This is a genomic window from Achromobacter sp. FW305-C-30-7, from assembly GCF_058783105.1.
This window is the reverse complement of the sequence record NZ_JBYSYI010000013.1, coordinates 1-22287: the sequence shown is the minus strand read 5'-3', so window position 1 is coordinate 22287 and position 22287 is coordinate 1. Positions and strand designations below refer to the sequence as shown.

The 22287-nt window shown below is 64.7% G+C and carries 20 protein-coding genes; 7 read left to right on the top strand and 13 right to left on the bottom strand.

Annotated features, from left to right (window positions below):
* Nucleotides 1-248 precede the first annotated feature (248 nt).
* The 4 genes from AC3WOB_RS28790 (at nucleotide 249) to AC3WOB_RS28775 (ending at nucleotide 6248) form a co-directional block, all read left to right on the top strand.
* Complete coding sequence (locus AC3WOB_RS28790) at nucleotides 249-3179, top strand: ribonucleoside-diphosphate reductase subunit alpha (protein WP_492276908.1); 2931 nt, start codon at nucleotides 249-251, stop codon at nucleotides 3177-3179.
* 20 nt (nucleotides 3180-3199) lie between these two features.
* Nucleotides 3200-4399, top strand: a complete 1200-nt coding sequence (locus AC3WOB_RS28785; RefSeq protein ID WP_013391389.1) for a ribonucleotide-diphosphate reductase subunit beta — start codon at nucleotides 3200-3202, stop codon at nucleotides 4397-4399.
* A gap of 419 nt (nucleotides 4400-4818) precedes the next feature.
* Nucleotides 4819-5505 (top strand): histone H1-like DNA-binding protein, encoded by a 687-nt coding sequence (locus AC3WOB_RS28780; RefSeq protein ID WP_492276907.1) that lies wholly within the window; start codon nucleotides 4819-4821, stop codon nucleotides 5503-5505.
* Nucleotides 5506-5687: 182 nt separating this feature from the next.
* Entirely contained in the window at nucleotides 5688-6248 is a 561-nt protein-coding gene (locus AC3WOB_RS28775; RefSeq protein ID WP_013391387.1) for a YggT family protein, read from the top strand.
* 32 nt (nucleotides 6249-6280) lie between these two features.
* Here the strand turns inward: AC3WOB_RS28775 and AC3WOB_RS28770 are convergent, their stop codons facing one another.
* From AC3WOB_RS28770 to AC3WOB_RS28710, 13 genes are all read right to left on the bottom strand, one after another.
* Nucleotides 6281-7726 (bottom strand): D-alanine--poly(phosphoribitol) ligase, encoded by a 1446-nt coding sequence (locus AC3WOB_RS28770; RefSeq protein ID WP_492276906.1) that lies wholly within the window; start codon nucleotides 7724-7726, stop codon nucleotides 6281-6283.
* 16 nt (nucleotides 7727-7742) lie between these two features.
* A complete protein-coding gene (locus tag AC3WOB_RS28765; protein ID WP_492276905.1) occupies nucleotides 7743-8870 on the bottom strand; it encodes an MBOAT family O-acyltransferase in 1128 nt (375 codons plus the stop codon).
* A 7-nt stretch (nucleotides 8871-8877) separates the two neighbouring features.
* Nucleotides 8878-9087, bottom strand: a complete 210-nt coding sequence (locus AC3WOB_RS28760) for a hypothetical protein (protein WP_492276979.1) — start codon at nucleotides 9085-9087, stop codon at nucleotides 8878-8880.
* Nucleotides 9084-10271: a D-alanyl-lipoteichoic acid biosynthesis protein DltD gene (locus AC3WOB_RS28755; protein WP_492276904.1), complete on the bottom strand. Its 1188-nt coding sequence runs from the start codon at nucleotides 10269-10271 to the stop codon at nucleotides 9084-9086. Before AC3WOB_RS28755 ends, AC3WOB_RS28760 begins: the two co-directional genes overlap by 4 nt.
* Nucleotides 10249-10488 carry an acyl carrier protein gene (locus tag AC3WOB_RS28750; protein ID WP_006226661.1) on the bottom strand — a complete coding sequence of 80 codons (240 nt, stop codon included), beginning with the start codon at nucleotides 10486-10488 and terminating at the stop codon, nucleotides 10249-10251. Before AC3WOB_RS28750 ends, AC3WOB_RS28755 begins: the two co-directional genes overlap by 23 nt.
* Before the next feature lie 417 nt (nucleotides 10489-10905).
* On the bottom strand, nucleotides 10906-11409 hold the full coding sequence (locus tag AC3WOB_RS28745; RefSeq protein ID WP_013391382.1) for an outer membrane lipoprotein: 504 nt from the start codon (nucleotides 11407-11409) through the stop codon (nucleotides 10906-10908).
* A 195-nt stretch (nucleotides 11410-11604) separates the two neighbouring features.
* Nucleotides 11605-12546, bottom strand: a complete 942-nt coding sequence (locus AC3WOB_RS28740) for a carbohydrate kinase family protein (RefSeq protein WP_207471040.1) — start codon at nucleotides 12544-12546, stop codon at nucleotides 11605-11607.
* Between the two features lie 12 nt (nucleotides 12547-12558).
* Entirely contained in the window at nucleotides 12559-14016 is a 1458-nt protein-coding gene (locus AC3WOB_RS28735) for a DUF3426 domain-containing protein (protein ID WP_492276903.1), read from the bottom strand.
* A gap of 22 nt (nucleotides 14017-14038) precedes the next feature.
* Nucleotides 14039-14968 (bottom strand): 50S ribosomal protein L11 methyltransferase, encoded by a 930-nt coding sequence (gene prmA, locus AC3WOB_RS28730; RefSeq protein ID WP_013391379.1) that lies wholly within the window; start codon nucleotides 14966-14968, stop codon nucleotides 14039-14041.
* 104 nt (nucleotides 14969-15072) lie between these two features.
* Entirely contained in the window at nucleotides 15073-16419 is a 1347-nt protein-coding gene (gene accC, locus AC3WOB_RS28725; RefSeq protein WP_013391378.1) for an acetyl-CoA carboxylase biotin carboxylase subunit, read from the bottom strand.
* Nucleotides 16420-16428: 9 nt separating this feature from the next.
* Nucleotides 16429-16884: an acetyl-CoA carboxylase biotin carboxyl carrier protein gene (gene accB / locus AC3WOB_RS28720; protein ID WP_013391377.1), complete on the bottom strand. Its 456-nt coding sequence runs from the start codon at nucleotides 16882-16884 to the stop codon at nucleotides 16429-16431.
* A gap of 87 nt (nucleotides 16885-16971) precedes the next feature.
* Nucleotides 16972-17406: a type II 3-dehydroquinate dehydratase gene (gene aroQ, locus AC3WOB_RS28715; RefSeq protein WP_013391376.1), complete on the bottom strand. Its 435-nt coding sequence runs from the start codon at nucleotides 17404-17406 to the stop codon at nucleotides 16972-16974.
* A gap of 89 nt (nucleotides 17407-17495) precedes the next feature.
* On the bottom strand, nucleotides 17496-18029 hold the full coding sequence (locus AC3WOB_RS28710) for a TlpA family protein disulfide reductase (RefSeq protein ID WP_492276902.1): 534 nt from the start codon (nucleotides 18027-18029) through the stop codon (nucleotides 17496-17498).
* 92 nt (nucleotides 18030-18121) lie between these two features.
* Here AC3WOB_RS28710 and mpl point away from each other — a divergent pair, with 92 nt between their 5' ends.
* The 3 genes from mpl (at nucleotide 18122) to AC3WOB_RS28695 (ending at nucleotide 22102) form a co-directional block, all read left to right on the top strand.
* Entirely contained in the window at nucleotides 18122-19492 is a 1371-nt protein-coding gene (gene mpl, locus AC3WOB_RS28705; protein ID WP_492276901.1) for a UDP-N-acetylmuramate:L-alanyl-gamma-D-glutamyl-meso-diaminopimelate ligase, read from the top strand.
* 29 nt (nucleotides 19493-19521) lie between these two features.
* Nucleotides 19522-20124: a YqiA/YcfP family alpha/beta fold hydrolase gene (locus tag AC3WOB_RS28700; protein WP_492276900.1), complete on the top strand. Its 603-nt coding sequence runs from the start codon at nucleotides 19522-19524 to the stop codon at nucleotides 20122-20124.
* Between the two features lie 73 nt (nucleotides 20125-20197).
* Nucleotides 20198-22102, top strand: coding sequence for a ribonuclease catalytic domain-containing protein (locus AC3WOB_RS28695; protein WP_492276899.1), 1905 nt, complete (start codon nucleotides 20198-20200; stop codon nucleotides 22100-22102).
* Nucleotides 22103-22287: the final 185 nt, after the last annotated feature.

The window sequence follows — 22287 nt, the reverse complement described above, 5'->3', positions numbered from 1 at the left end:
ATTTGGTAACAATCTTTTGTGAACTTCGTCTTATCTTCTTCTTGTCCCTGTCGTACTCGATCACTAGAATTAGTGTCCAACGAGGGGTGCTACACTACATGTTGTGGTCGCCTAAGCGCTGATTCCCGTCGGCCACGCCTTTTGGACTAGCCCGTCCAGAACGTTGCGACCCCCTCAAAAGATCCAATTTCGTACCTGACATGACGTCGTCATGTCGCTATCTACGCGCTTTTCGCACAGGAGCTTCCATGCAGACTACGATCGCCTCTGTGACCCGGCCTACGGCCGTGCCGCCCTCGCAAACCGATTCCCCTGCCGACGCCAATGGCGGGCAATGGGCCAGCTACAACATCATTCGCCGCAATGGCTCGGTGGTCGGGTTCGAACCCAACAAGATCGCCATCGCCATGACCAAGGCCTTCCTGGCCGTCAACGGCGGCCAGGGCGCGGCCTCGGCGCGCGTGCGTGAGCTGGTCGAGAACCTGACCAGCCAGGCCGTCAACGCCCTGGTGCGCAACCGCCCCAACGGCGGCACCTTCCATATTGAAGACATCCAGGACCAGGTCGAACTGGCCCTGATGCGCTCGGGCGAACACGACGTTGCCCGCGCCTATGTGCTGTACCGCGAAAAGCGCACGCAGGAACGCGCCGCAGCCGCGGCCGCCGCCGACACCCAGGAGAAGGCCGCCGCTCCGCAGGAGCACGTGCTGAACGTGACCGACGCCGGCGTGCGCCGCCCGCTGGACCTGGCTGAACTGCGCGCCACCATCGAAGCCGCCGGCGAAGGCCTGGCCGAATTCATCGACACGGAAGCGATCCTGAAGGAAACGGTCAAGAACCTGTACGACGGCATTCCCGTCGACGAAGTGTTCAAGTCCGCCATCCTGTCCGCGCGCGCGCTGGTCGAAAAGGACCCGGCCTACAGCCAGGTCACCGCACGTCTGCTGCTGCACACGATCCGCAAGGAAGTGCTGGGCGAGGAAGTCTCGCAGGACGGCATGGCCGCCCGCTACGCCGAATACTTCCCCACCTTCATCGCCCGCGGCATCGAAGGCGGCCTGCTGTCGCCCGACCTGGCCAGCTATGACCTGACCAAGCTGGGCCACGCCCTGAACGCCAAGCGCGACCTGCAATTCGGCTACCTCGGCCTGCAGACCCTGTACGACCGCTACTTCCTGCACATCCGCGGCACCCGCATCGAACTGCCGCAGGTGTTCTTCATGCGCGTGGCCATGGGCCTGGCGCTGCGCGAAGCCGACCGCGAAACCCGCGCCATCGAGTTCTACGAGATCCTGTCCTCGTTCGACTTCATGAGCTCGACGCCGACGCTGTTCAACTCCGGCACCCTGCACTCGCAGTTGTCGTCGTGCTACCTCACCACCGTCTCCGACGACCTGGAAGGCATCTACGACGCCATCAAGGAAAACGCGCTGCTGGCCAAGTACGCCGGCGGCCTGGGCAACGACTGGACCCCGGTGCGCGCGCTGCGCAGCCACATCAAGGGCACCAACGGCGAAAGCCAAGGCGTCGTGCCGTTCCTGAAGGTCGTCAACGACACCGCCGTCGCGGTCAACCAGGGCGGCAAGCGCAAGGGCGCTGTCTGCACGTACCTGGAATCGTGGCACCTGGACATCGAAGAATTCCTGGAACTGCGCAAGAACACCGGCGACGAACGCCGCCGCACGCACGACATGAACACGGCGAACTGGATTCCCGACCTGTTCATGAAGCGCGTCATGGAAGGCGGCGAGTGGACGCTGTTCTCGCCGTCCGACTGCCCCGACCTGCACGACAAGTACGGCCGCGCCTTTGAAGAAGCCTACGTGGGCTACGAAGCGCGCGTCGCCAGCGGCGAACTCAAGCTCTTCAAGAAGATGCCGGCGCTGAACCTGTGGCGCAAGATGCTGTCGATGCTGTTCGAAACCGGCCACCCCTGGATCACGTTCAAGGATCCTTGCAACATCCGTTCGCCGCAGCAGCACGTCGGCGTGGTCCACAGCTCGAACCTGTGCACCGAGATCACGCTGAACACCAACGAATCCGAAATCGCGGTGTGCAACCTGGGTTCCGTGAACCTGGTCGCGCACATGAAGCCGGCTGCCGGCGGCGGTTTCGAACTCGACCACGACAAGATCAAGCGCACCGTCAGCATCGCCATGCGCATGCTCGACAACGTGATCGACATCAACTACTACGCCGTCGACAAGGCTCGCAATTCCAACGCGCGCCATCGTCCGGTGGGCATGGGCATCATGGGCTTCCAGGATTGCCTGCAGATGATGCGCGTGCCTTACGCATCGCAGTCCGCCGTCGAATTCGCCGACCGTTCGATGGAAGCCGTGTGCTATCACGCGTACTGGGCCTCGAGCCTGCTCGCTGAAGAGCGCGGCCGCTATCAATCGTATGAAGGCTCGCTGTGGTCGCGCGGCATCTTGCCGCAAGACACGTTGAAGATGCTGCGTGATGAACGCGGTGGTCATGTTGAAGTCGATGAGTCGAGCACGCTCGATTGGGATACGTTGCGCGCGCGCATCAAACAACATGGCATGCGCAACTCCAATTGCATCGCAATTGCCCCAACCGCGACTATTTCCAATATCATTGGCGTATCTGCGTGCATCGAACCCACTTTCCAGAACTTGTACGTCAAATCGAATCTCTCCGGCGAGTTCACGGTCGTTAACGATTACCTCGTGCGTGACCTGAAGAAACTCGGTCTCTGGGACGAAGTCATGGTCGCCGACCTCAAGTACTTCGACGGCAGCCTGTCCCGCATCGATCGCGTACCTTCCGAACTCCGCGACCTCTACGCCACTGCGTTCGAAGTCGAACCGAGCTGGCTGGTTGAATGCGCGTCGCGCCGCCAGAAGTGGATCGATCAAGCACAGTCGCTGAACATCTACATGGCCGGCGCGTCGGGCAAGAAACTGGACGACACCTACAAGCTGGCTTGGAAGCGCGGCCTGAAGACGACCTACTACCTGCGTACCCTGGGCGCCACCAGCGCCGAGAAGTCCACGGGACGCGGCGGCGAATTGAACGCCGTTTCCGCAGGAGGCCAGTCCACGTCCGCCGCTGTCGCTGCTGCACCTGTTTTGCCGGAACCCGAAGTTCTCGGGGCGGTTTGCACCATGCGGCCGGGCGACCCCGGCTTCGAAGAGTGCGAAGCCTGCCAATAACCGCCTCCGGAGAATGAATCATGATTAATTGGGAAGACGACACCATCGCCACGCAAGCTGCTCAATCGCCCGCACCCGCGGCCGGTGGGCAGGCTGCGCCCGAAGTCCGGGCGGCGACCGGTGTTTTCGGCGACACCGCCATGCCCACGCCCGCCGCGCCTGAACACGCGGCCGGCCTGGCCGCCAGCGGCGCCGCCACCTCGCAACGCGTGAAGGTTGCCGACAAGCGCATCATCAACGGCCAGACCGACGTCAACCAGCTCGTACCGTTCAAGTACAAGTGGGCGTGGGAGAAGTACCTGGCCACTTGCGCCAACCACTGGATGCCGCAAGAGATCAACATGTCGCGCGACATCGCCCTCTGGAAGAACCCGAACGGGCTCACCGAGGACGAGCGCCGCATCGTCAAGCGCAACCTGGGTTTCTTCGTCACCGCCGACTCGCTGGCTGCGAACAACATCGTGCTGGGCACCTACCGCCACATCACGGCGCCCGAGTGCCGCCAGTTCCTGCTGCGCCAGGCGTTTGAAGAAGCGATCCACACGCACGCCTATCAATACATCGTCGAAAGCCTGGACCTGGACGAAGCGGAGATCTTCAACGCTTACAACGAAGTGCCGTCCATCCGCGCCAAGGACGAGTTCCTGATCCCGTTCATCGACGCGATCGCGGACCCCAACTTCAAGACGGGCACTCCCGAAGCCGACCAGACGCTGCTGAAGTCGCTGATCGTCTTCGCTTGCCTGATGGAAGGCCTGTTCTTCTACGTTGGCTTCACGCAGATCCTGGCGCTGGGCCGCCAGAACAAGATGACCGGCGCCGCCGAACAGTACATGTACATCCTGCGCGATGAATCCATGCACTGCAATTTCGGCATCGACCTGATCAACACCGTCAAACTGGAAAATCCGCATCTGTGGACGCCGGAATTCCGCGAAGAAATTCGAGAACTCTTCCGCAAAGCGGTCGAACTCGAATACGCTTACGCCGAAGACACGATGCCGCGCGGCGTGTTGGGCTTGAACGCACCTATGTTCAAATCCTATCTGCGCTTCATCGCCAACCGTCGTTGCCAGCAAATCGGTATCGAACCGCTGTACCCCCAGGAAGAAAATCCCTTCCCGTGGATGGCGGAAATGATCGATCTTAAAAAGGAACGCAACTTTTTTGAAACTCGCGTGATCGAATACCAAACCGGTGGCACGCTGAGCTGGGAGTAAAAGCAGTACGTCATCAGGCCCGGCGCGGGCACGCTCCAGAAGCAAGGAGCGTCGCGTTCGCGACAGGCTTGATGACGCTCTCCCTGGTCAGGGTGTTTTGCCGCCGGGCCGTCTCAAGGAAAAGCGCACCCCTCGGGGGCAGCGAGCCGAAGGCGCGGCGTGGAGGCATTTCGAACACGTAGAACAAGCGGTCGGCGGCCTGTGATCAGGTCGCCTGCCGGCGCCATTTGAAATGGCTCGCGCCATAGGAGCGGGGGCCATATCAAATGGCTGTGCCGAATTCATTAGCGCAAACCGTAGTAGCTGTTGCTCGCACAGAACAGCGGCTTGCGCCGATGAATAGCCCGGGCACGATGCGCCGTTGGCGGATCGGGGCACGGGTTTAAGTTCTGGGACCCCTGAACCTAAGGAGCATGACCATGGCAACAGCCAAGAAAGCCGTAAAGAAAGCGGTGAAGAAGCCCGCCGCCAAGAAGGCAGTAGCGAAGAAGGCCGCACCGGCCAAGAAAGCTGCCGTCAAGAAGGTAGCCGTCAAGAAAGTCGCTGCCAAGAAGCCGGCAGTGAAGAAGGTTGCCGCCAAGAAGCCGGCAGTCAAGAAGGTCGCCGCCAAGAAAGCGGTAGCCAAGAAGGCCGTGGCCAAGAAAGCGGTAGCCAAGAAGGTCGTCGCCAAGAAGGCCGTGGCCAAGAAAGCCGTCGCCAAGAAGGCGGTTGCCAAGAAGGCCGTCGCCAAGAAAGCCGTAGCCAAGAAAGTCGTCGCCAAGAAGGCTGTCGCCAAGAAAGCGGTAGCCAAGAAGGCCGTCGCCAAGAAGGCTCCTGCTGCCAAGAAGGCTCCTGCTGCCAAGAAGGCGGTTGCCAAGAAGGCCGTCGCCAAGAAGGCGCCTGCTGCCAAGAAGGCTGCTGCCAAGAAGGCCCCCGCTGCCAAGAAGGCTCCCGCTGCAGCCAAGCCTGCTGCCGCCAAGAAGCCTGCCGCCGCCAAGAAGCCCGCTGCGAAGAAAGCCGCTCCGAAGAAGCCCGTAACGCCGCCGTCCACGGCTGCCGCCCCGGGCGCGAAGACCGCGCTGAACCCCGCCGCGTCGTGGCCGTTCCCGACGGGTGGCCGTCCCTAATCCGGACGGTTCGAAGCGCTAGCTTCGCAGAGCCGCCTGGCCTAGGCCGGGCGGCTTTTTCATGTCCGCCCGGTCCGCAATCGGCCAGCCTCTCCCCCAGACGTCGAGCACGCGCTGCCTGCCGGCGATTTTTCGCTTGGGCGTGCGACAATTGACTCCTCTTTTTCAGGGTGACCGTGTCCATGCTCGATGAAATCTTGCGCTTCCTTCTCGAAATCGTGTTCACGCTGTTCGGCGCGGCGCTGATTGCCCGCGCCTGGATGCACGCGATACGGCTGCACCCCTTCAACCCCTTGTCGCGCTTCATCTACCAGGTCACCAACTGGCTGGTGCTGCCCCTGCGCAAGATCATTCCCGCCAGCAACAAGATCGACTGGACCAGCCTGGTCGCCGTGTGGCTGTCCGCGCTGATCTATCTGGTGCTGGTCTGGCTGGTGGCGATCGGCGCGCTGATTCCGGTGGAATACCTGCCCAAGGCCATGGGCTCGGCCCTGATCATGGCCATCAAATGGGCGCTGAATCTGGTGGTGTGGCTGACGCTGATCCAGGCCGTGCTGTCGTGGGTCAACCCGATGGCGCCCATGATGCCGCTGCTGCAAGCGCTGACCGCGCCCATGCTGGACCCCATCCGCCGCCTGCTGCCGCGCACCGCGATCGACTTTTCGCCGCTGGTGCTGCTGATCGTCGCGCAGGTGCTGCTGATGGTGCTGTCCAACATCAGCCAGCGCATGATGGGCCTGTAAAGCAGCGGGGCCGCACGCGGCCCCGCAAGCGCTTACGCCGGAATGCCGGCGTAGATCTCGACCAGTTTCTTGCGGTCGATCTTGTGGTTGTTCGACATGGGAAGCGCCGGACAAGCCACCAGCTCGGACGGCACCATGTAAGGCGGCAGACGCTGCGCCAGCCGCTCCTTCCAGCCCGCCAACGCGTCCGGCGCCAGCATGCACGGCGCCTGCCCGGCCTCCACCCCCGCCACGAATCCGATCAATCGCACCGCCGTGCCGTCGGGCCTGCGCAGCACCGCGCAGGCGCCGCCCTCCACGCCTGGCAGGCCGTGCAGCGCTTCATCGATCTCGGCCAGTTCGATGCGATAGCCGTTCAGCTTGATCTGGTCATCCATGCGGCCGCGGCAGAACAGCAGGCCGTCGCCCTCCATCTGGCCCAGGTCCCCCGTGCGAAAAGCGCGACGGCCGTCGGCGTAGGTGTAGAGCTTGGCCTGGTTCAGGTCGGGGCGGTTCAGATAGCCGCGCATGACGTGGTCGCCCACGATGCAGATCTCGCCCTCGTCCACGATCAGCACGCTGTCGGGCTTGGCATGCCCCACCGGCAGCGGATCGTGCGCGGCCAGGACCGCGTCGGTGACCTCGATCCAGGTGGTCGCCACGGTGGCTTCCGTGGGGCCGTAGGTATTCAGAATGACGGCCTCCGGGAAGCGCTGGCGCAGTTTCTTGGCCAGCGCCGACGGCAACGGTTCGCCGCAAAACAGGAAGGTGCGCAGCGTGGGCAAGGCGGCTGGCGAGAAATCGCGGTTGGCCAGTTGCTGGTGCGCGAATGACGGCGTGGACACCCAGGCGGTAACGCCGTGCTCGGCCAGGCGGGCCATCCAGGTTACCGGCGCGGCGATCTGCTCACGCGCATTCAGCACGCAGCAGCCTCCTGCGGCCAGGGTGGCGAACACTTCGTACATGGACAGGTCGAAGCTGAACGGCGCCTGGTTCATGAACACGGGCGCCTCGCCCAAGCCGAAGCTGCCCAGCATCCAGTCGCCCAGCAGGCCGACGCTTTCGCGGCCGATCTGCACGCCCTTCGGATCGCCGGTGCTGCCGGACGTGAACATGACGTAAGCCAGGCCGCGCTCGGCCAGCATGGCGCCCTCGCCCGGCGTGAAGCTGCCGCTGGCGGCATCGAACACGGCGGCGGCACGCACGATCTCGACAATGCGGCGCAGGCGCTCCTGCGGATAGATCCTGTCCACCGGCACGAACGGCGCCCCGATCAACAGGGCGCCGACCATGGCGACGAAGAACGAGGCTTCCTTGTGACCGTAGATGGCCACCGGCACATCCGGCGCCGCGCCATGCCTGCGCGCCTCTTCAGCCCAGGCGCCGGCCTCGTCGCGCAGTTGCGCCCAGCTCAGGCTGCGGTCGGCGGCGACGACAGCGGGCGCATCGGGCGCGCGCTCGCCATCGATGAACTGGAAAGACTTCAGATCGAAACGCATGCCGAAACTCCCGGCGTCAGATGGGGCTGCGGCCACTGAACACGTAAAGCGCCAGCGCAGCAAGAATCAGGGTGAGCACGCGCCCGAGAAAGCGCATGACCGGTTGCGCCAGCGCGGCCTGCAGGCCCGGACGGGTGCGGGCGGCGTTGATCAGCAGGTTGTGGCCCACCGAATACGCGCCGAACATAAGCCCGCTGACGATGTAGTGCAGCGACAGGCCGTTCCAGACGCCCATGGCCAGCAAAGTCGCGAAGATGCCGATGTTCTGCGCCGCCATGCGATGGCGTCCGAAGAACTTGGTCTTGCTCAGCGCCTTATAGATGGGCATGAACACCACGTCGCGCAGCCACTCCGACAGGCTGATGTGCCAGCGGCGCCAGAAATCCTGCGGGTTGAGCGTGGCCAGGGGATTGCGGAAGTTGATCGGCAAGGTGAAGCCGAACAGCATGCCGATCCCGATCGCCATCGTGGAATAGCCGGCAAAGTCGAAGAACAGATAAGCGCTGTAGAGCGAGGCGTTGAGCGCCACCCCGGTGAAGGAGTAGTCGTGCGCGTCCAGCGTCGCCAGGCCGTAGCGCCAGATCAGTTCGGCCACGCCGAACTTCTGGATCACGCCCAGCATGATGAGCTCCAGGCCGCTGAGCCAGGTGTTCAGGTTCACGCCTTCATAGCCGCGCTTCAGGTCTGCCTGGAAATTGCGCCAGCGGTACATGGGACCGGCCAGGAGCGTGAGCGGAAAGAACAGGTAGATGAAGTAGTCCAGCGGCGACACGCGTTCATTGCGTTGCGCGAACAGCAGCACGTCGATGGCGCGGAACGTGGCGAAGGACAGCCCCAGCATGGCGCCCAGGTGCGAAACGCCCGTCTTCACCAGCAGCAGCGGCGTCATGGTGATGATCACGGCCAGCCAGGTGGGGATGTAGTTGCGGCGCATGGCCCACAGCGCGCTGCCCGAAATGGCGAGCAAGGCGATGGGCTGGTAGGGACGCGCCCAGAACACCGCCATCCACACCCCCAGGCAGATCACGCCGATGATGTGGCGATAGCCGATGTGGAACGGCATGCCGAAGGAGCGGTAGGCCAGCAGGCCCAGGCCGCCGCACAGGGCGCCGCCGAAAAAGCTCAAGCTTGCGAACAATTCCATGGCGGGCTCAGAACTGTTGGTATTGGAATTCGACCTTTATCGGCCCGCCGCTGCCCGTGGTGGGCTGTGCCTGCAGCACGAACACCAGGATCAAGCCGATATATAGGCACAGATGCCAGAAGAAGCGGCGCCCCCAGGCGGTAGCCGCCTTGCGGGCATCCTGCGCGTCGTCGGCACGGCCGGCTTCAGGCGCGGCCGCGGGAAGAGTCTTGTTCATCGGGAAAAGTACTCCGCAATGCCTTGATCGGCCATGGCCCAGCCGAGTTCGGCCAGATGCATGTCGTCGCGCAGCATGCCCGGCTCGAACGGGATGCTGTAGAGATCCAGGCAGCCCATCTGGTAGCGCTCGCACATGCCGGTGATGGCGGCCACCACCGGGTCGAAGCGCTCTACATCCAGAATGAGCTTGGGATTGAAGGGCTGGATGACGAAGTAGGCGTGAACCTTACGCTTCTGCAGCAGGGCCATCACGCGTGACAGATCGCCGAGTTCCGCGCGCGTGATCGGATCGACGTCGGCGAATTCGTTGCGGGCCGGCGAATACAGCGGCGCCAGGTACTGTTTGTAGTAATCGTCGCGCACGTCGTAGGGATTGTGCCCGCCCAGGTCCTGCTCGACCGCGCGCGCCTGATGCGTGAGGCGGCCCCACTGGCCCTGATCGAGGCGCGCAGCCGCCGGCCAGGACACATAGCGGTGCGCGGGCACGGACAACTTGCTGCGGGGACGGTCGGGCGCCGGTTCCTTGCGTGCATGCCACCAGAGCGCCAGCTTGTCCTTCAGCTCCGCGACCTGGCCATTGGCGATGAGCCACAGCAGGCCCCAGTTGGCGTTGTCGCTGATCCAGGTCTGCATCTGCTCGCGCGTGCTGGGCTGGTCCCAAAGCCGGTCCCAGACCGGTCCGGTGACGTGCTCGGCGAACGCGCTGCGCGGCAACTGGCCGCCCGAGGCAAACCAGGCCGGCGACAGCATGATCACCAGCCGCGTATTGGGCGTGAGCGAATCCGCCACCGACTCCAGCACGCTGACGATGCCGTAGGACTGGAACATGGCGTGGCCATAGGCCAGCGTCGGCACCTTCAGTTCTTCGGGAAAGAAGCGGTAAGGCACGAAACGCAGGTCATGGCTGGACAGCTCGGACGAGCCCAGCACGACCAGCGTGCCGTCGCTCAGGGCGTTGCCCAGGCGGTTCAGGTTGACGTGCTGCGTGCCCCAGTCCGGCCCCAGGTTGGGCAGGTAGTTGCTCTTGGCGGCTGCGGTGGCCGAAGGCGCCGACATCGGGTTCACGACTCGGCTCAGCAGATCGTCCGCGCCGCAATACGTACCCACCGCCAGAGCCACCGCCGTCGCGGCAGCCGCGACGTGAGACAACAGCCGGCTATTACGAAGTATGGGCAGCGACATAGCCGGCAAGCGTGCGGACCGACTGTAGGTGCTCCGCGATCTCGGGAGCCGGGATGCTGCAGCCGTACTCCGACTCGACCGCCAGCGTGATGTCCACGGCGGCGAGCGAATCGACCAGGCCGGTGGCAATCAACTGCGTATCGGGGGTGACTTTCTTCATGACGATCGACTCGACGATCTCGCCGATCTTGGTGTGGAGTTCTTGCTCGGTATGCATAGATAGTGCGGCGTTACGGGCCTGGTTGGCCAAACATCCCCCGCCCCGGGATTCAGGACGACGAGATTACAAAGAAACGGCTGAAACCGGGCTGAACATTCAGCCCCCCAACGAACGACGTTTCAGATGCACTCAGTTACATGATTTTCGCAATGCGACGTCGATCGCAGGCGCAATCATGGCACCACGCTCGTCAAATCGCCATTGAACTTATGGAGGAAATGGCGAGAAAAGGCTGGCAAACGTAACGTTCGCGGGTAATTCCCCAGGTACCGCGTTGCGGCTTAGCGACAGATTCTTACGCTTGCAGGGCTGACTCAGCCCTGCCCCCGTTATAGGCGCATAGGCGTCGACAATAAAAAAGCCCCCTGACGGGGGCTTGGTCTGATCGCGCCGCGAGCGGCGCTGGACCAGTACTTACATCGGCGTGACACGGGTCGGGCCGGAGCCGCTGATCACCTGCACACGCTGGCCCACGCTGATGGGTACATCGGCTTCCTGCGCCACGACGCGGGTTTCGCCATTGTCCAGGCGCACGGTGATTTCGTAGCCGGAATTCTTGCCGGTCTGGTTCTCGATGGCGTTGCCCGCCAGCGCGCCCAGGATGACGCCGCCCACGGTGGCGATGGTGCGGCCGGTGCCGCCGCCGATGGCGTTGCCCGCCACGCCGCCCAACGCGCCGCCGGCCACCATGCCGACGCCGCTGGACTTGTCGTTCTGGATCACGATGGGACGCACGCCGGTGACCGTGCCGGTACGGACGATCTGTTCGCGCTGCGCCTGGTCATAGCTGTAGACGCCGCTGGACGCGCTGCGATTGGCGCAGCCGCCCAGGACCGCCATCGAGGTCACGACGGCGGCGATCGCCAGCCAGCGCCCCGCGCGCGGCGTCACCAGGGAAAAAGTTTTGCTTTGATTCATTTGGACTCCTCGATCGGCCGTTGCCGACGATGTACTCATCATACCCTGGCCCCGAATCGGGGCCAGCGATGCTGCAACACACTGAAACGCACCGCCAGAAGCTGAAAAACCCGGCTGGGAAAGGCGCTACAACTCGCCGCCTTCACCCCTCTCCCACGGTTCGACCGCGGCCCAACTACCGGGTTCCCGAAGAGTTCAAACAGGCAGGTGGATGCCGTAGGTCGCGTGCAGCACGGCGTCGATCTCGGCGCGCGAAGGAGCATGGTTTTGCGGCCCGCGCGAAGCGATCTTGATGGCGCCCATGACGTTGCCCAGGCGGCAGCTGTCTTCCCAGCTCCAGCCGCTGGTCAAGCCGTACAGCAGGCCGCCGCGCTGCGCGTCGCCGCAGCCGGTCGGGTCCACCACCTGAGCCGCGCGCACCGGCGCGATCTGGATGGTCTTGCCCTCGGTCAGCAACGTGGCGCCTTCCGCGCCGCGCGTCACCACCACGGCCTGCAGCGAGCGGGCGATGTCTTCCATGCTGCGGCCCGTGCGCTGTTCCACCACGCCGGCTTCGTAGTCGTTTACCGTCAGCGCCTGCGCCAGCTTGAGCATGCGCTCCAGGTCCGCGCCGTCGAACAGCGGCATGGCCTGACCCAGGTCGAAGATGAAAGGAATGCCGCGCTTATGCAGGCGCTCGGCGTGGGCGAACATGCCTTCCTTGGCATCGGGCGCGACGATGGCCCAGGCTGCATCGGCGTCGCTCAAGTCATTTTCCGCCGCGTGCGCCATGGCGCCGGGGTGGAAAGCCGTGATCTGGTTGTCGTCCAGGTCGGTGGTGATGAAGCACTGCGCGGTGAACGTGTCCGGAATCACCTTGACGCGGCTGACGTCGATGCCCAGCCCGGCCATGCGCTCCATGTACTCGCCTGCATCTTCGCCCACGGTCGCCACGGGCACGGGCTTGCCGCCCAGCAGATTCATGCTGTAGGCGATATTGCCCGAGCAGCCGCCGTATTCCTTGCGCATGCTGGGCACCAGGAACGACACGCTCAGCGACTGGATACGGTCGGCAAGAATGTGCTCCTTGAAACGCCCTTCAAACACCGCGATGGTGTCGAACGCCATCGAACCGCAAACCAGGACTGGGGTTGCCATGCTAGTCATCCCTTAAGGAAAGAATTTATTGAGTTGAAAGCCATTGACCTGGACGCCAGTCACTTCAATCGGCACGGAAATCTTCAATTCGGCCTGGGGCGCGAAAGGACCGCGCAACTGCTCGGGCGTCAGATAATCTTCGGGCTTGAGCGCGCGGCGCACCACCACCGTATCCGACAGATCATTCAAATCCAGCACCAGAGCGGGCCAGTGCTGAGGCTTGTCATGACGGTTGCGCATCACCACCGTCAGCACCAGGCGGCTGCGTCCATCATCGATCGCCGCTGCGCCGGTCGGCGGCTGCAGCGACGAGGAGGTAATGTGGATGAGTTCCAGGCGGCGCGCATAGCCCACGGTGCAGCCCAGCGGCTGGCACGCGGTCTCCAGCACCGGCCGCAGAAGGGGCACGGAATTGGCGATATCGGTGCGATACACGTACACCAGTTGCAGGGCCAGCGCGATCAGTCCGATCAGGCATGCGTAGCCCCACAGCTTGCGCAACAGACCATGACGCTCCTCGCGGTCCTGGTCGAGGAATTCAGGCGGAGAGCGGCCGACGTCGGTGGCGCTGGAATAGCGCGTGCGCGTGTCGCCCAGCATCGGTTCACCGGATTCGTCGCGGTCCGGGCCGTGATGGTCGCTGTAGTCATCGCGCTCGTGGTCCCGGTGCTCGTCGGCGTACTCGTTGTCGTATTCGTCGTCGCGCTCTTCGTCGCGCACGTCGGCGCGGGCGCGGCCGATGGTGAAGGCCGGCTCCGCATGCGCGCCGCGCGAGACGGCATCGGGGCGATAGGCGGGCTGCGTCGGCGTGGGGACGGTCCAGCGCGGCGGATTTTCGTCCTGTGCAATAACCTCGTCGGCCGGACGATGAGCGGTCCGGTGTTGCGCGGGGCCTTCGGCCCAGTCATCGACCAGGTCATCGGCCAGATCGTCGTCTTCGTCCTGCTCGCGCTCGTGCGCGTCGTGCGCAGGCTCCGCACGCCGCCGGATGTCGTCGCGGCCGCGCAGCACGGCGGGTGGACCCTCTGGCGCACGGTAAGGCGGCGCCACGGGCGCGCGCGGGGGTTCCGGTTCATCGTCCCACGGCGCGGTCTGTGAAAAATCCACCGCTGGCGCGGGAGGCGGAGCCGGCCGCGCGGTCTGGAACGGCGGTGCGGCGGCTGGCTGCGGCGCAATAGGAACTGCGGGCGCAAGCGAAGCTTGCGTTGCTGCGGGCGCTTGCGGCGCGACGGGAGCTGCGGGCGTCGCCAGGACCGGCGCGGCCTGGCTGGCGGCCGGCGTCAACGGTATCGCCGGCGCAGCGGGCGGCACGGATTGCGGCGTCGCGCCCGCGGCCGGCAGCAGGCAGGCGCGCCCGTCGAACACGGTCGAGCAGGCGCCGCAGCGCACCAGGCCATTACGGACCCGCAACTGGTCGGGCACCACCTTGAAGGTGGTGCCGCACTGCGGGCAGCGGGTGGTCAAGGCCATGGCGCGATCCTGCCGGCGGCGCTCAGGCCTTCTGGCCGTGCAGGCACACCCAGCCGTCGCGCGCCCGCCAGACCGACATCGCGATCCAGGGCGCGTAGGCGGCGGCCACTTCCTCAGCCTGCCGCTCCAGCACGCCGGACAGCACCAGATGGCCGCCCGCGGCGACGCGTCCGGCCAACATGGGCGCCAACACCTTCAGAGGGTTGGACAGGATGTTGGCCACCACCACTTCGAAGGTGCCTTCGGCCAGCGCGTCGGGCAGCATGGCTTGCAGGTCGACGTGGTTGACCTCGGCATTGAAAATCGTGCTCTGCACCGCCTGGGCGTCGATATCCACCGCCTGGGTCGGACCCGCGCCCAACTTGCGCGCGGCGATCGCCAGGATGCCCGAGCCGCAGCCGTAATCCAGCAGCGTGGCGCCAGCCGGCAATTCGGCTTCCAGCCAGGCCAGGCACAGATGGGTCGTGGGATGGCTGCCGGTGCCGAATGCCAGGCCCGGATCCAGCTCGATGTGGATCGCGCCCTCCTGGGTGGCGGCATCCGGCTCGAACGCCGGCACATCGGGATTGTCACGATGCCAGCTGGGCACGATCCACAGGCGTTCGGCGATATGGATGGGGCCGAACTGCGACTGCGTCAGTCGCACCCAGTCGGCGTCGGGCACGTCGCGCAGGCTCCAGCCCTTGAACACGGCGGGGTCCAGTTCACCGGCCGCGGCGGCCTCTTCCATGATCTGCGCGGGATCGGCCCCGTCGGGCAGCAGCGCGACAACGCGGTTGCGGTCCCAGGCCTGCACGTCGGGCTCGGTGCCCGGTTCGCCGAACAAAGGACGCTCGTCGTCGGTGCCCAGGTCGGCATCTTCGACGGATACCGACAGCACGCCTGCTTCCAGCAGAGCGTCCGAGAGGGCTTCGGCCTGCGCCTCCAGGCAATGGAGCACGAGTTCACGCATGATGATTCTTCCATCTGGTCAACGGGCCGCGGCTTGCGCCGCGGCCCGTTGACCGTAAAACAAAAACAGGAGCGGCCCGGGAGCGGAAAGCCCCCGGATCGCGGTCAGGGACGCTGAGCCAACTTGTGTTCCAGGTAATGGATGCTAGTGCCGCCTTCAATGAAGCGGGCGTCCTGCAGCATTTCGCGATGCAGCGGGATGTTGGTGGAAATGCCTTCCACCACCATTTCCGACAGCGCGGTGCGCATGCGGGCCAGCGCCTGGTCGCGCGTATCGCCGTAGGTGATGACCTTGGCGATCATCGAGTCGTAGTTCGGCGGCACGAAATAGCCGTTGAACGCATGCGAATCGATACGCACGCCCGGACCGCCCGGCGTATGCCAGTTGGTGATACGGCCGGGGCTGGGCACGAAGCGGAACGGATCTTCCGCGTTGATGCGGCATTCGATCGCGTGGCCCTTGAATTCGATGTCGCGCTGGCGCAGCGTGAACTTCTCGCCGGCGGCGATCAGGATCTGCTGCTGGACCAGATCGATACCGGTGATCAGTTCGGTGACCGGGTGTTCGACCTGGATGCGGGTGTTCATTTCGATGAAATAGAACTCGCCGTTTTCATACAGGAACTCGAACGTGCCCGCGCCGCGGTAGCCCATCTTGCGGCAGGCGTCGGCGCAACGGTCGCCGATGCGCTCGATCAGCCGGCGCGCGACGCCAGGCGCGGGCGCCTCTTCGATGACTTTCTGGTGGCGGCGCTGCATGGAGCAGTCGCGCTCGCCCAGCCAGACGGCGTTGCGGCCGCCATCGGCCAGCACCTGGATTTCGATATGGCGCGGGTTCTCGAGGAACTTCTCCATATAGACTTCCGGGTTGTTGAACGCGGCGCCCGCTTCCGAGCGCGTCATCGTGACGGCGTTCAGCAGCGCGGCCTCGGTGTACACCACGCGCATGCCGCGGCCACCGCCGCCGCCTGCCGCCTTGATGATGACCGGATAGCCGACTTCGCGCGCAATGCGGATGATTTCCTGCGGATCGTCGGGCAACGCGCCTTCCGAACCCGGCACCACCGGCACGCCGGCTTCGATCATGGCGCGCTTGGCGCTGACCTTGTCGCCCATCAGGCGAATGGTGTCCGGACGCGGACCGATGAAGACGAAGCCGCTCTTTTCGACGCGATCGGCGAAGTCGGCATTTTCGGACAAGAACCCGTAACCCGGGTGGATTGCCTCGGAATCCGTGACTTCGGCCGCCGAAATGATGGCCGGCATGTTCAGGTAGCTTTCACGCGACGGCGCGGGCCCGATGCACACAGATTCATCGGCCAGGCGCACGTACTTGGCTTCGCGGTCAGCCTCGGAGTGCACGACCACGGTCTTGATGCCCAGCTCGCGGCAAGCGCGCTGAATGCGCAGGGCGATTTCGCCCCGATTGGCGATCAGGATTTTTTCGAACATTTTCAGCTATCAGCCAATGACGAACAGGGGTTGACCGTACTCGACGGGCTCGCCGTTTTCGACCAGGATTTCTTTGATGACGCCGGACTTGTCGGCTTCGATCTCATTGAGCAGCTTCATGGCTTCAATGATGCACAGCGGGTCGCCTTCCTTGACGGTGGCGCCGACGTCGATGAACGGCGCCGCACCCGGGTTCGGCGCGCGGTAGAACGTGCCGACCATGGGGGCCTTGACGACATGGCCCTGAATCACCGGCGCGGCTTCCGCGGCGGGTGCGGCCGGAGCCACGGCCTGGGCCGCCGGCGCGGCCGGCACGCCGGCTTCGGGGTGGTGGTACGCGACCGGCTGCAAGGTCTGCGAGAACTTGACGATCCTCACCTTGCCTTCGCCTTCGGTGATTTCCAGCTCGGCGATGCCCGATTCAGCCACCAGGTCGATCAGGGTTTTGAGTTTTCGGAGGTCCATAGAAGCTGCTTCCCGAGATAGTGTCGGCGACGTCCCAGCGTCGGGTCCGCGCCGTATAAGATGTAAATGCTGTGGTTTGGTGCGAGATCAGTGCCGCACTGCGTAACGCAGAGCCGCCTCGTAGCCGTCCGCGCCCAGGCCGCTGATGAGGCCTACCGCCAAGTCGGACAGATAAGAGTGATGCCTGAAGGGCTCTCGCTTATACAGATTGGACAAATGTACTTCAATAAATGGGATCGCGACCCCAGCCAGCGCATCGCGAATTGCGACGCTGGTGTGCGTATAAGCCGCCGCGTTGATGATGATGAAGTCCGTGCCGTCTTGCCGGGCCGCCTGAATGCGGTCAACCAGTGCGCCTTCGTGATTGCCTTGCCACGCTGTCAGCGTGGCGCCCAATTCTCCTGCGAGCAACTCCAGGCCCTCGTTGATCTGTTGCAGCGTGAGGCTGCCGTAGATGTGAGGTTCCCGGGTGCCGAGCAGGTTCAGGTTCGGGCCATGCAATACCAGTATGTTTTGCGCCATGCGCTTGCCAATGAGTGGTTTGCCAATTGTTGGCAAAACAGCCGATAAACCAGCTTTTTACGCCAATTCCTACTATTTGTCCAACAGACTTACGCCTTTAAACCAGACAGGGTGCGGTCCAGATCATCGGGTTGGATTTCACCCAATATCTTCCGGTTAATGCCGCCATCTGCATTGAAAACAATAGTAAAAGGCAGACCCCCACTGGGATTCCCCAGCTTGCGCAGAGTGTCGATGGCACCTGCGCCTATTACCCAGAGAGGATAGGAAACCTGTACTTTCTCGACAAACTTTTGCATGTTCGCAGCCGAATCGACACCAATGCCGACAAATCGTACATGCGGGTATTTTTTCTGCAAGGCATCGAGTTCGGGCATTTCTCGGACGCATGGCGCGCACCAGGTTGCCCAGAAATTGACCACGATGGGCTGGCCTTTCCAGCCTGCCAGGGTATGGGACGCCCCGTTCAGGTCGGGAAGCGGCATCTGCATCAGGCCGGCGACGGGATCGCCGGCGTCGGCCGGGGCCGAGGGCGTCGAGGTCTTGCGGGCCATCAGGGTATAGCCGCCCGCAACCGTGGCGGCTATGGCCACGCCGGCGGAAAGAAGTAGGCGTCGATTCATGGCGCGATCATAACCGCTGCCGCCGTTTCGCGCCGCGCCCGCCGCAGTCCGGCGCCTCTCTATATATACAATGCAGGACAGGAGAGTTTTCAATGCACCTGCATATTCTTGGCATCTGCGGTACGTTCATGGGCGGCTTGGCGCTGATCGCGCGCGCCGCCGGCCACAAGGTCACCGGTTGCGACGCGGGCGTGTACCCGCCCATGAGCACGCAACTGTCCGAGCAAGGAATCGAGCTGATCGAAGGTTTCGGCGCCGAACAACTGGCGCTCAAGCCCGATCTGTACGTGATCGGCAACGTGGTCAGCCGCGGCAATCCGCTGATGGAGGCCATCCTGGAATCCGGCGCGCGCTACGTGTCCGGCCCGCAATGGCTGGGCGACAACATCCTGCCCGGCCAGCACGTGCTGGCGGTGGCGGGTACCCACGGCAAGACCACCACCAGCTCGATGCTGGCCTGGGTGCTGGAAGCCGCGGGCATGGCGCCCAACTTTTTGATCGGCGGCGTGGCACAGGACCTGCACGTGTCGGCGCGCTTCGACCCGTCGCGCCGTCCCTTCGTGATCGAGGCGGACGAGTACGACACGGCTTTCTTCGACAAGCGCTCGAAGTTCGTCCATTACCGTCCGCGCACCGCCATCCTGAACAATCTTGAATACGATCACGCCGACATCTTCCCCGATCTGGCCGCGATCGAAACCCAGTTCCACCACCTGGTGCGCACCATCCCCGGCTCGGGCCGCATCGTGCGCCCGTCGCACTGCGCCGCGCTGGATCGCGTGATTGCGCGCGGATGCTGGTCTGAAACCGCCACATTCGGCGCCGATGGCGCCTGGCAGGCGACGGCGCCGGACGCCGAGGGCGCGTTCAGCGTGCTGCGCGGCGGCGTGACCGCTGGCACCGTGCGCTGGAACCTGAGCGGCGAGCACAACCGCATGAACGCGCTGGCGGCGCTGGCCGCCGCCGAACATGTGGGCGTGCCGGCGGCGCAAGGCATCGACGCCCTGACCCGCTTTGCGGGCGTGAAACGCCGCATGGAATTGCGCGGCACGGTCAACGGCGTCAAGGTCTACGACGACTTCGCGCACCACCCCACGGCCATCGCCACCACCCTGGAAGGCCTGCGCCGCCAGGTCGGCGCGGCCCGCATCCTGGCGGTGCTGGAGCCGCGCTCCAACACCATGAAGCTGGGCACCATGGCTGCCCGCCTGCCCGAGGCCCTGGCCGACGCCGACCTGGTGTTCTGCTTCGGCGCCCATGCCGGCAAGCACGCCCTGGGCTGGAATCCGGCCGAAGTGCTGGCGCCCCTGGGCGACCGCGCTTCCAGCTACGATGACATCGGCGCGCTGGTTGCCGCCGTGGCGGGCGCCGCCCGCCCGGGCGACCAGGTTCTGGTCATGAGCAACGGCGGTTTCGGCGGCGTGCACGGCAAGCTGCTGGACGCCCTGCAGGCGCGCGCCTGATTCCGGCAACGACACCGCAAAGGCGAGCCATGATTCTTTATCTGCACGGTTTCCGTTCCTCGCCGACCTCACTCAAGGCCCGGATGATGGCCGACGCCATGGCCGAGCGCGGCCTGTCGGCGGCCTGGGCCTGCCCTCAACTGCCCGCCAGCCCGCGCGAAGCCATCGCTCTGGCCATGGGCATCGCCCGGCGCCAGTTGGAAGGGGCGGACTCGCCCCGGGCGCTGACCGTGATCGGCTCTTCGCTGGGCGGCTTCTATGCCACCTGGCTGGCCGAACAGCTGGGCTGCAAGGCAGTGTTGCTGAATCCGGCGGTCGAGGCCGCCCGCGACCTCGCCACCCAGATCGGCGAACACCGCATGTATCATTCCGACGCGCCGTTCGTCTTCCTGCCCGAGTACGTGGACGAACTGGCCGCCATCCACGCCCCACGCGTCACCCAGCCCGACCGCTACTTCCTGTTGGCAGCCACCGGCGACGAGGTGCTGGATTGGCGCGAAATGCGCGACCGCTACGCGGGCTGCCGCCAGCGCATCGTGCAAGGCAGCGACCACGGTTTGTCCGATTTTGCGGAATGGATGCCCGAAGTGCTTGAATTCGCCCTTGGCGACAAGCAGGTTCGCCCCCAATAATCAGTATCAAACATCAACACTCTATAAAGCTGCGCAAGGCGGCGCATGCGCGCCGCCCAGGACGATCCCCACCATGTATGTGTTTTACGAAGACGACGGCAGCTTCAAGGCCGGCAATATCCTGTCCGAGACCGATGCCAGCCTGCAGGTGGAATCGGAATCCGGCAAGCGCAGCAAGATCAAGCGCGCCAATACCTTGTTCACCTTCGCGGCGCCCGAACCGGCCGCGCTGATGAGCCAGGCGGCCGCGACCGCCGAAACGCTGGACCTGCAGTTCCTGTGGGAATGCGCGCCGCAGGAAGAATTCGACTCTCCCGCCCTGGCCGCCGACTACTTCGGCCACGCCCCCACGCCCGTGGAACAGGCCGCCCTCTTGATGCGCCTGCACGGCGCGCCGGCCTATTTCCACCGCCGCGGCAAGGGGAGCTACCGCCCCGCGCCACCCGACATTCTGGCCGCCGCTCTGGCCGCTCTGGAAAAGAAACAGCGCCAGGCCGAGCAGCAGCAGGAATGGGTGGACGAAATGGCCGCGGGGCGCCTGCCCGAGCCCATCGCCCAGGCCGCGGAATCGCTCCTGATCCGCCCCGACAAGAATTCGCAGCAATGGAAGGCGCTGGACGCCGCCTGCGCCAAGCTGGGCAAGAGCCCCGACCGCCTGCTGTTGGAACTGGGCGCCTGGCCACACGCGCTGGCGCTGCACAAGCGCCGCTTCCTGGCGGTGAATTTCCCGCGCGGACTGGCGTTCCCGGACCTGGAACTGCCCGCCATCGACCGCGAGCTGCCGCTGTCCGACGCCGAAATCTATTCGGTGGACGACGTCACCACCACCGAAATCGACGACGCCCTGTCCGTCTCCACCTTGCCCGACGGCCGTCTGCGCGTCGGCGTGCACGTGGCGGCGCCGGGCATCACCGTGACCCGCGACAGCGATTTCGACAAGCTGGCGCGCGCCCGCCTGTCCACCGTCTACATGCCGGGCGACAAGATCCCGATGCAGCCGGACAGCATCATCCAGGCGTTCTCGCTGGACGCCGGCCGCGAAGTGCCGGCGCTGTCCCTGTACGTCGTGGCCGATCCGGAAACCGGCGAAATCATCGAATCGGAAACCCGCCTGGAACGTATCGTGGTGCGCGAGAACCTGCGCCACAACATGCTGGACGCTCAGGTCACGGAAGCCAGCCTGTCCGATCCGTCGGCCGACCTGCCCTATGGCCATTGGCTGCGCCCGCTGTGGAAGCTGGCGCAGGCCCTGTCGGCGCAACGCGAAAACGTGCGCGGCAAGCCGGAGAACAATTCCCGGGTGGAGTACAGCTTCTACCTGGATGGCAACCCCGACGATCCCGACACGCCGGTACGCCTGGTGCCGCGCCAGCGCAACGCGCCGCTGGACCGCATGGTGGCGGAATACATGATCCTGGCGAACAACCTCTGGGGCGGCCTGCTGCACCAGCATGGCGTGCCGGGCATCTACCGCTCGCAACAGGCGGGCCGCGTGCGCATGAGCACCCAGGCCTTGCCACACGAGGCCATCGGGGTGCCGCAATACGCCTGGAGCACCTCGCCGCTGCGCCGCTACGTGGACCTGGTCAACCAGTGGCAGCTGATCGCGGCAGTCGAGCACGGCGTGTCCGCCCGCCTGGTCGCCCCGTTCAAGCCGCGCGACGCGGACCTGTTCGCCATCATCGGCGCCTTCGACGCGCAATACGCGGCCTGGGCGGAGTTCCAGAGCGCGATGGAGCGCTACTGGTGCCTGCGCTGGCTGAAGCAGCACAACGTGACGCGTACCGTGGCGCACGTGCTGCGGGACGACCTGGTGCGGTTCGCGAATGCGCCGCTGGTGACTCGGGTTGGGGGGATGCCTGAGTTGGAGCGGGGAACTGCGGTGGAGATTGATATTCTGGGGATGGATGAGTTGTCTCTGGAGCTGGATTGCCGGTATATCGGGGAGATTAGTCCTGCTGTGGGTGGGCAGGAGTAGGTTTCTTCTGCTCGGCGTCTTGGGGCTATGCGTTGCGAGTTCTTCGTAGGCCGCCCATCGGCGCGGGCGCCTGAGTGGCGGGCGCCCACGATTGCGGTCCGGAGCCTTCGCTCCGGACTGCCCCTTCGTCATCTTCGTCCAGGCCTTCGGCCTTCCCTTCAGATTCCCTCGGGCGCATCGAGGTT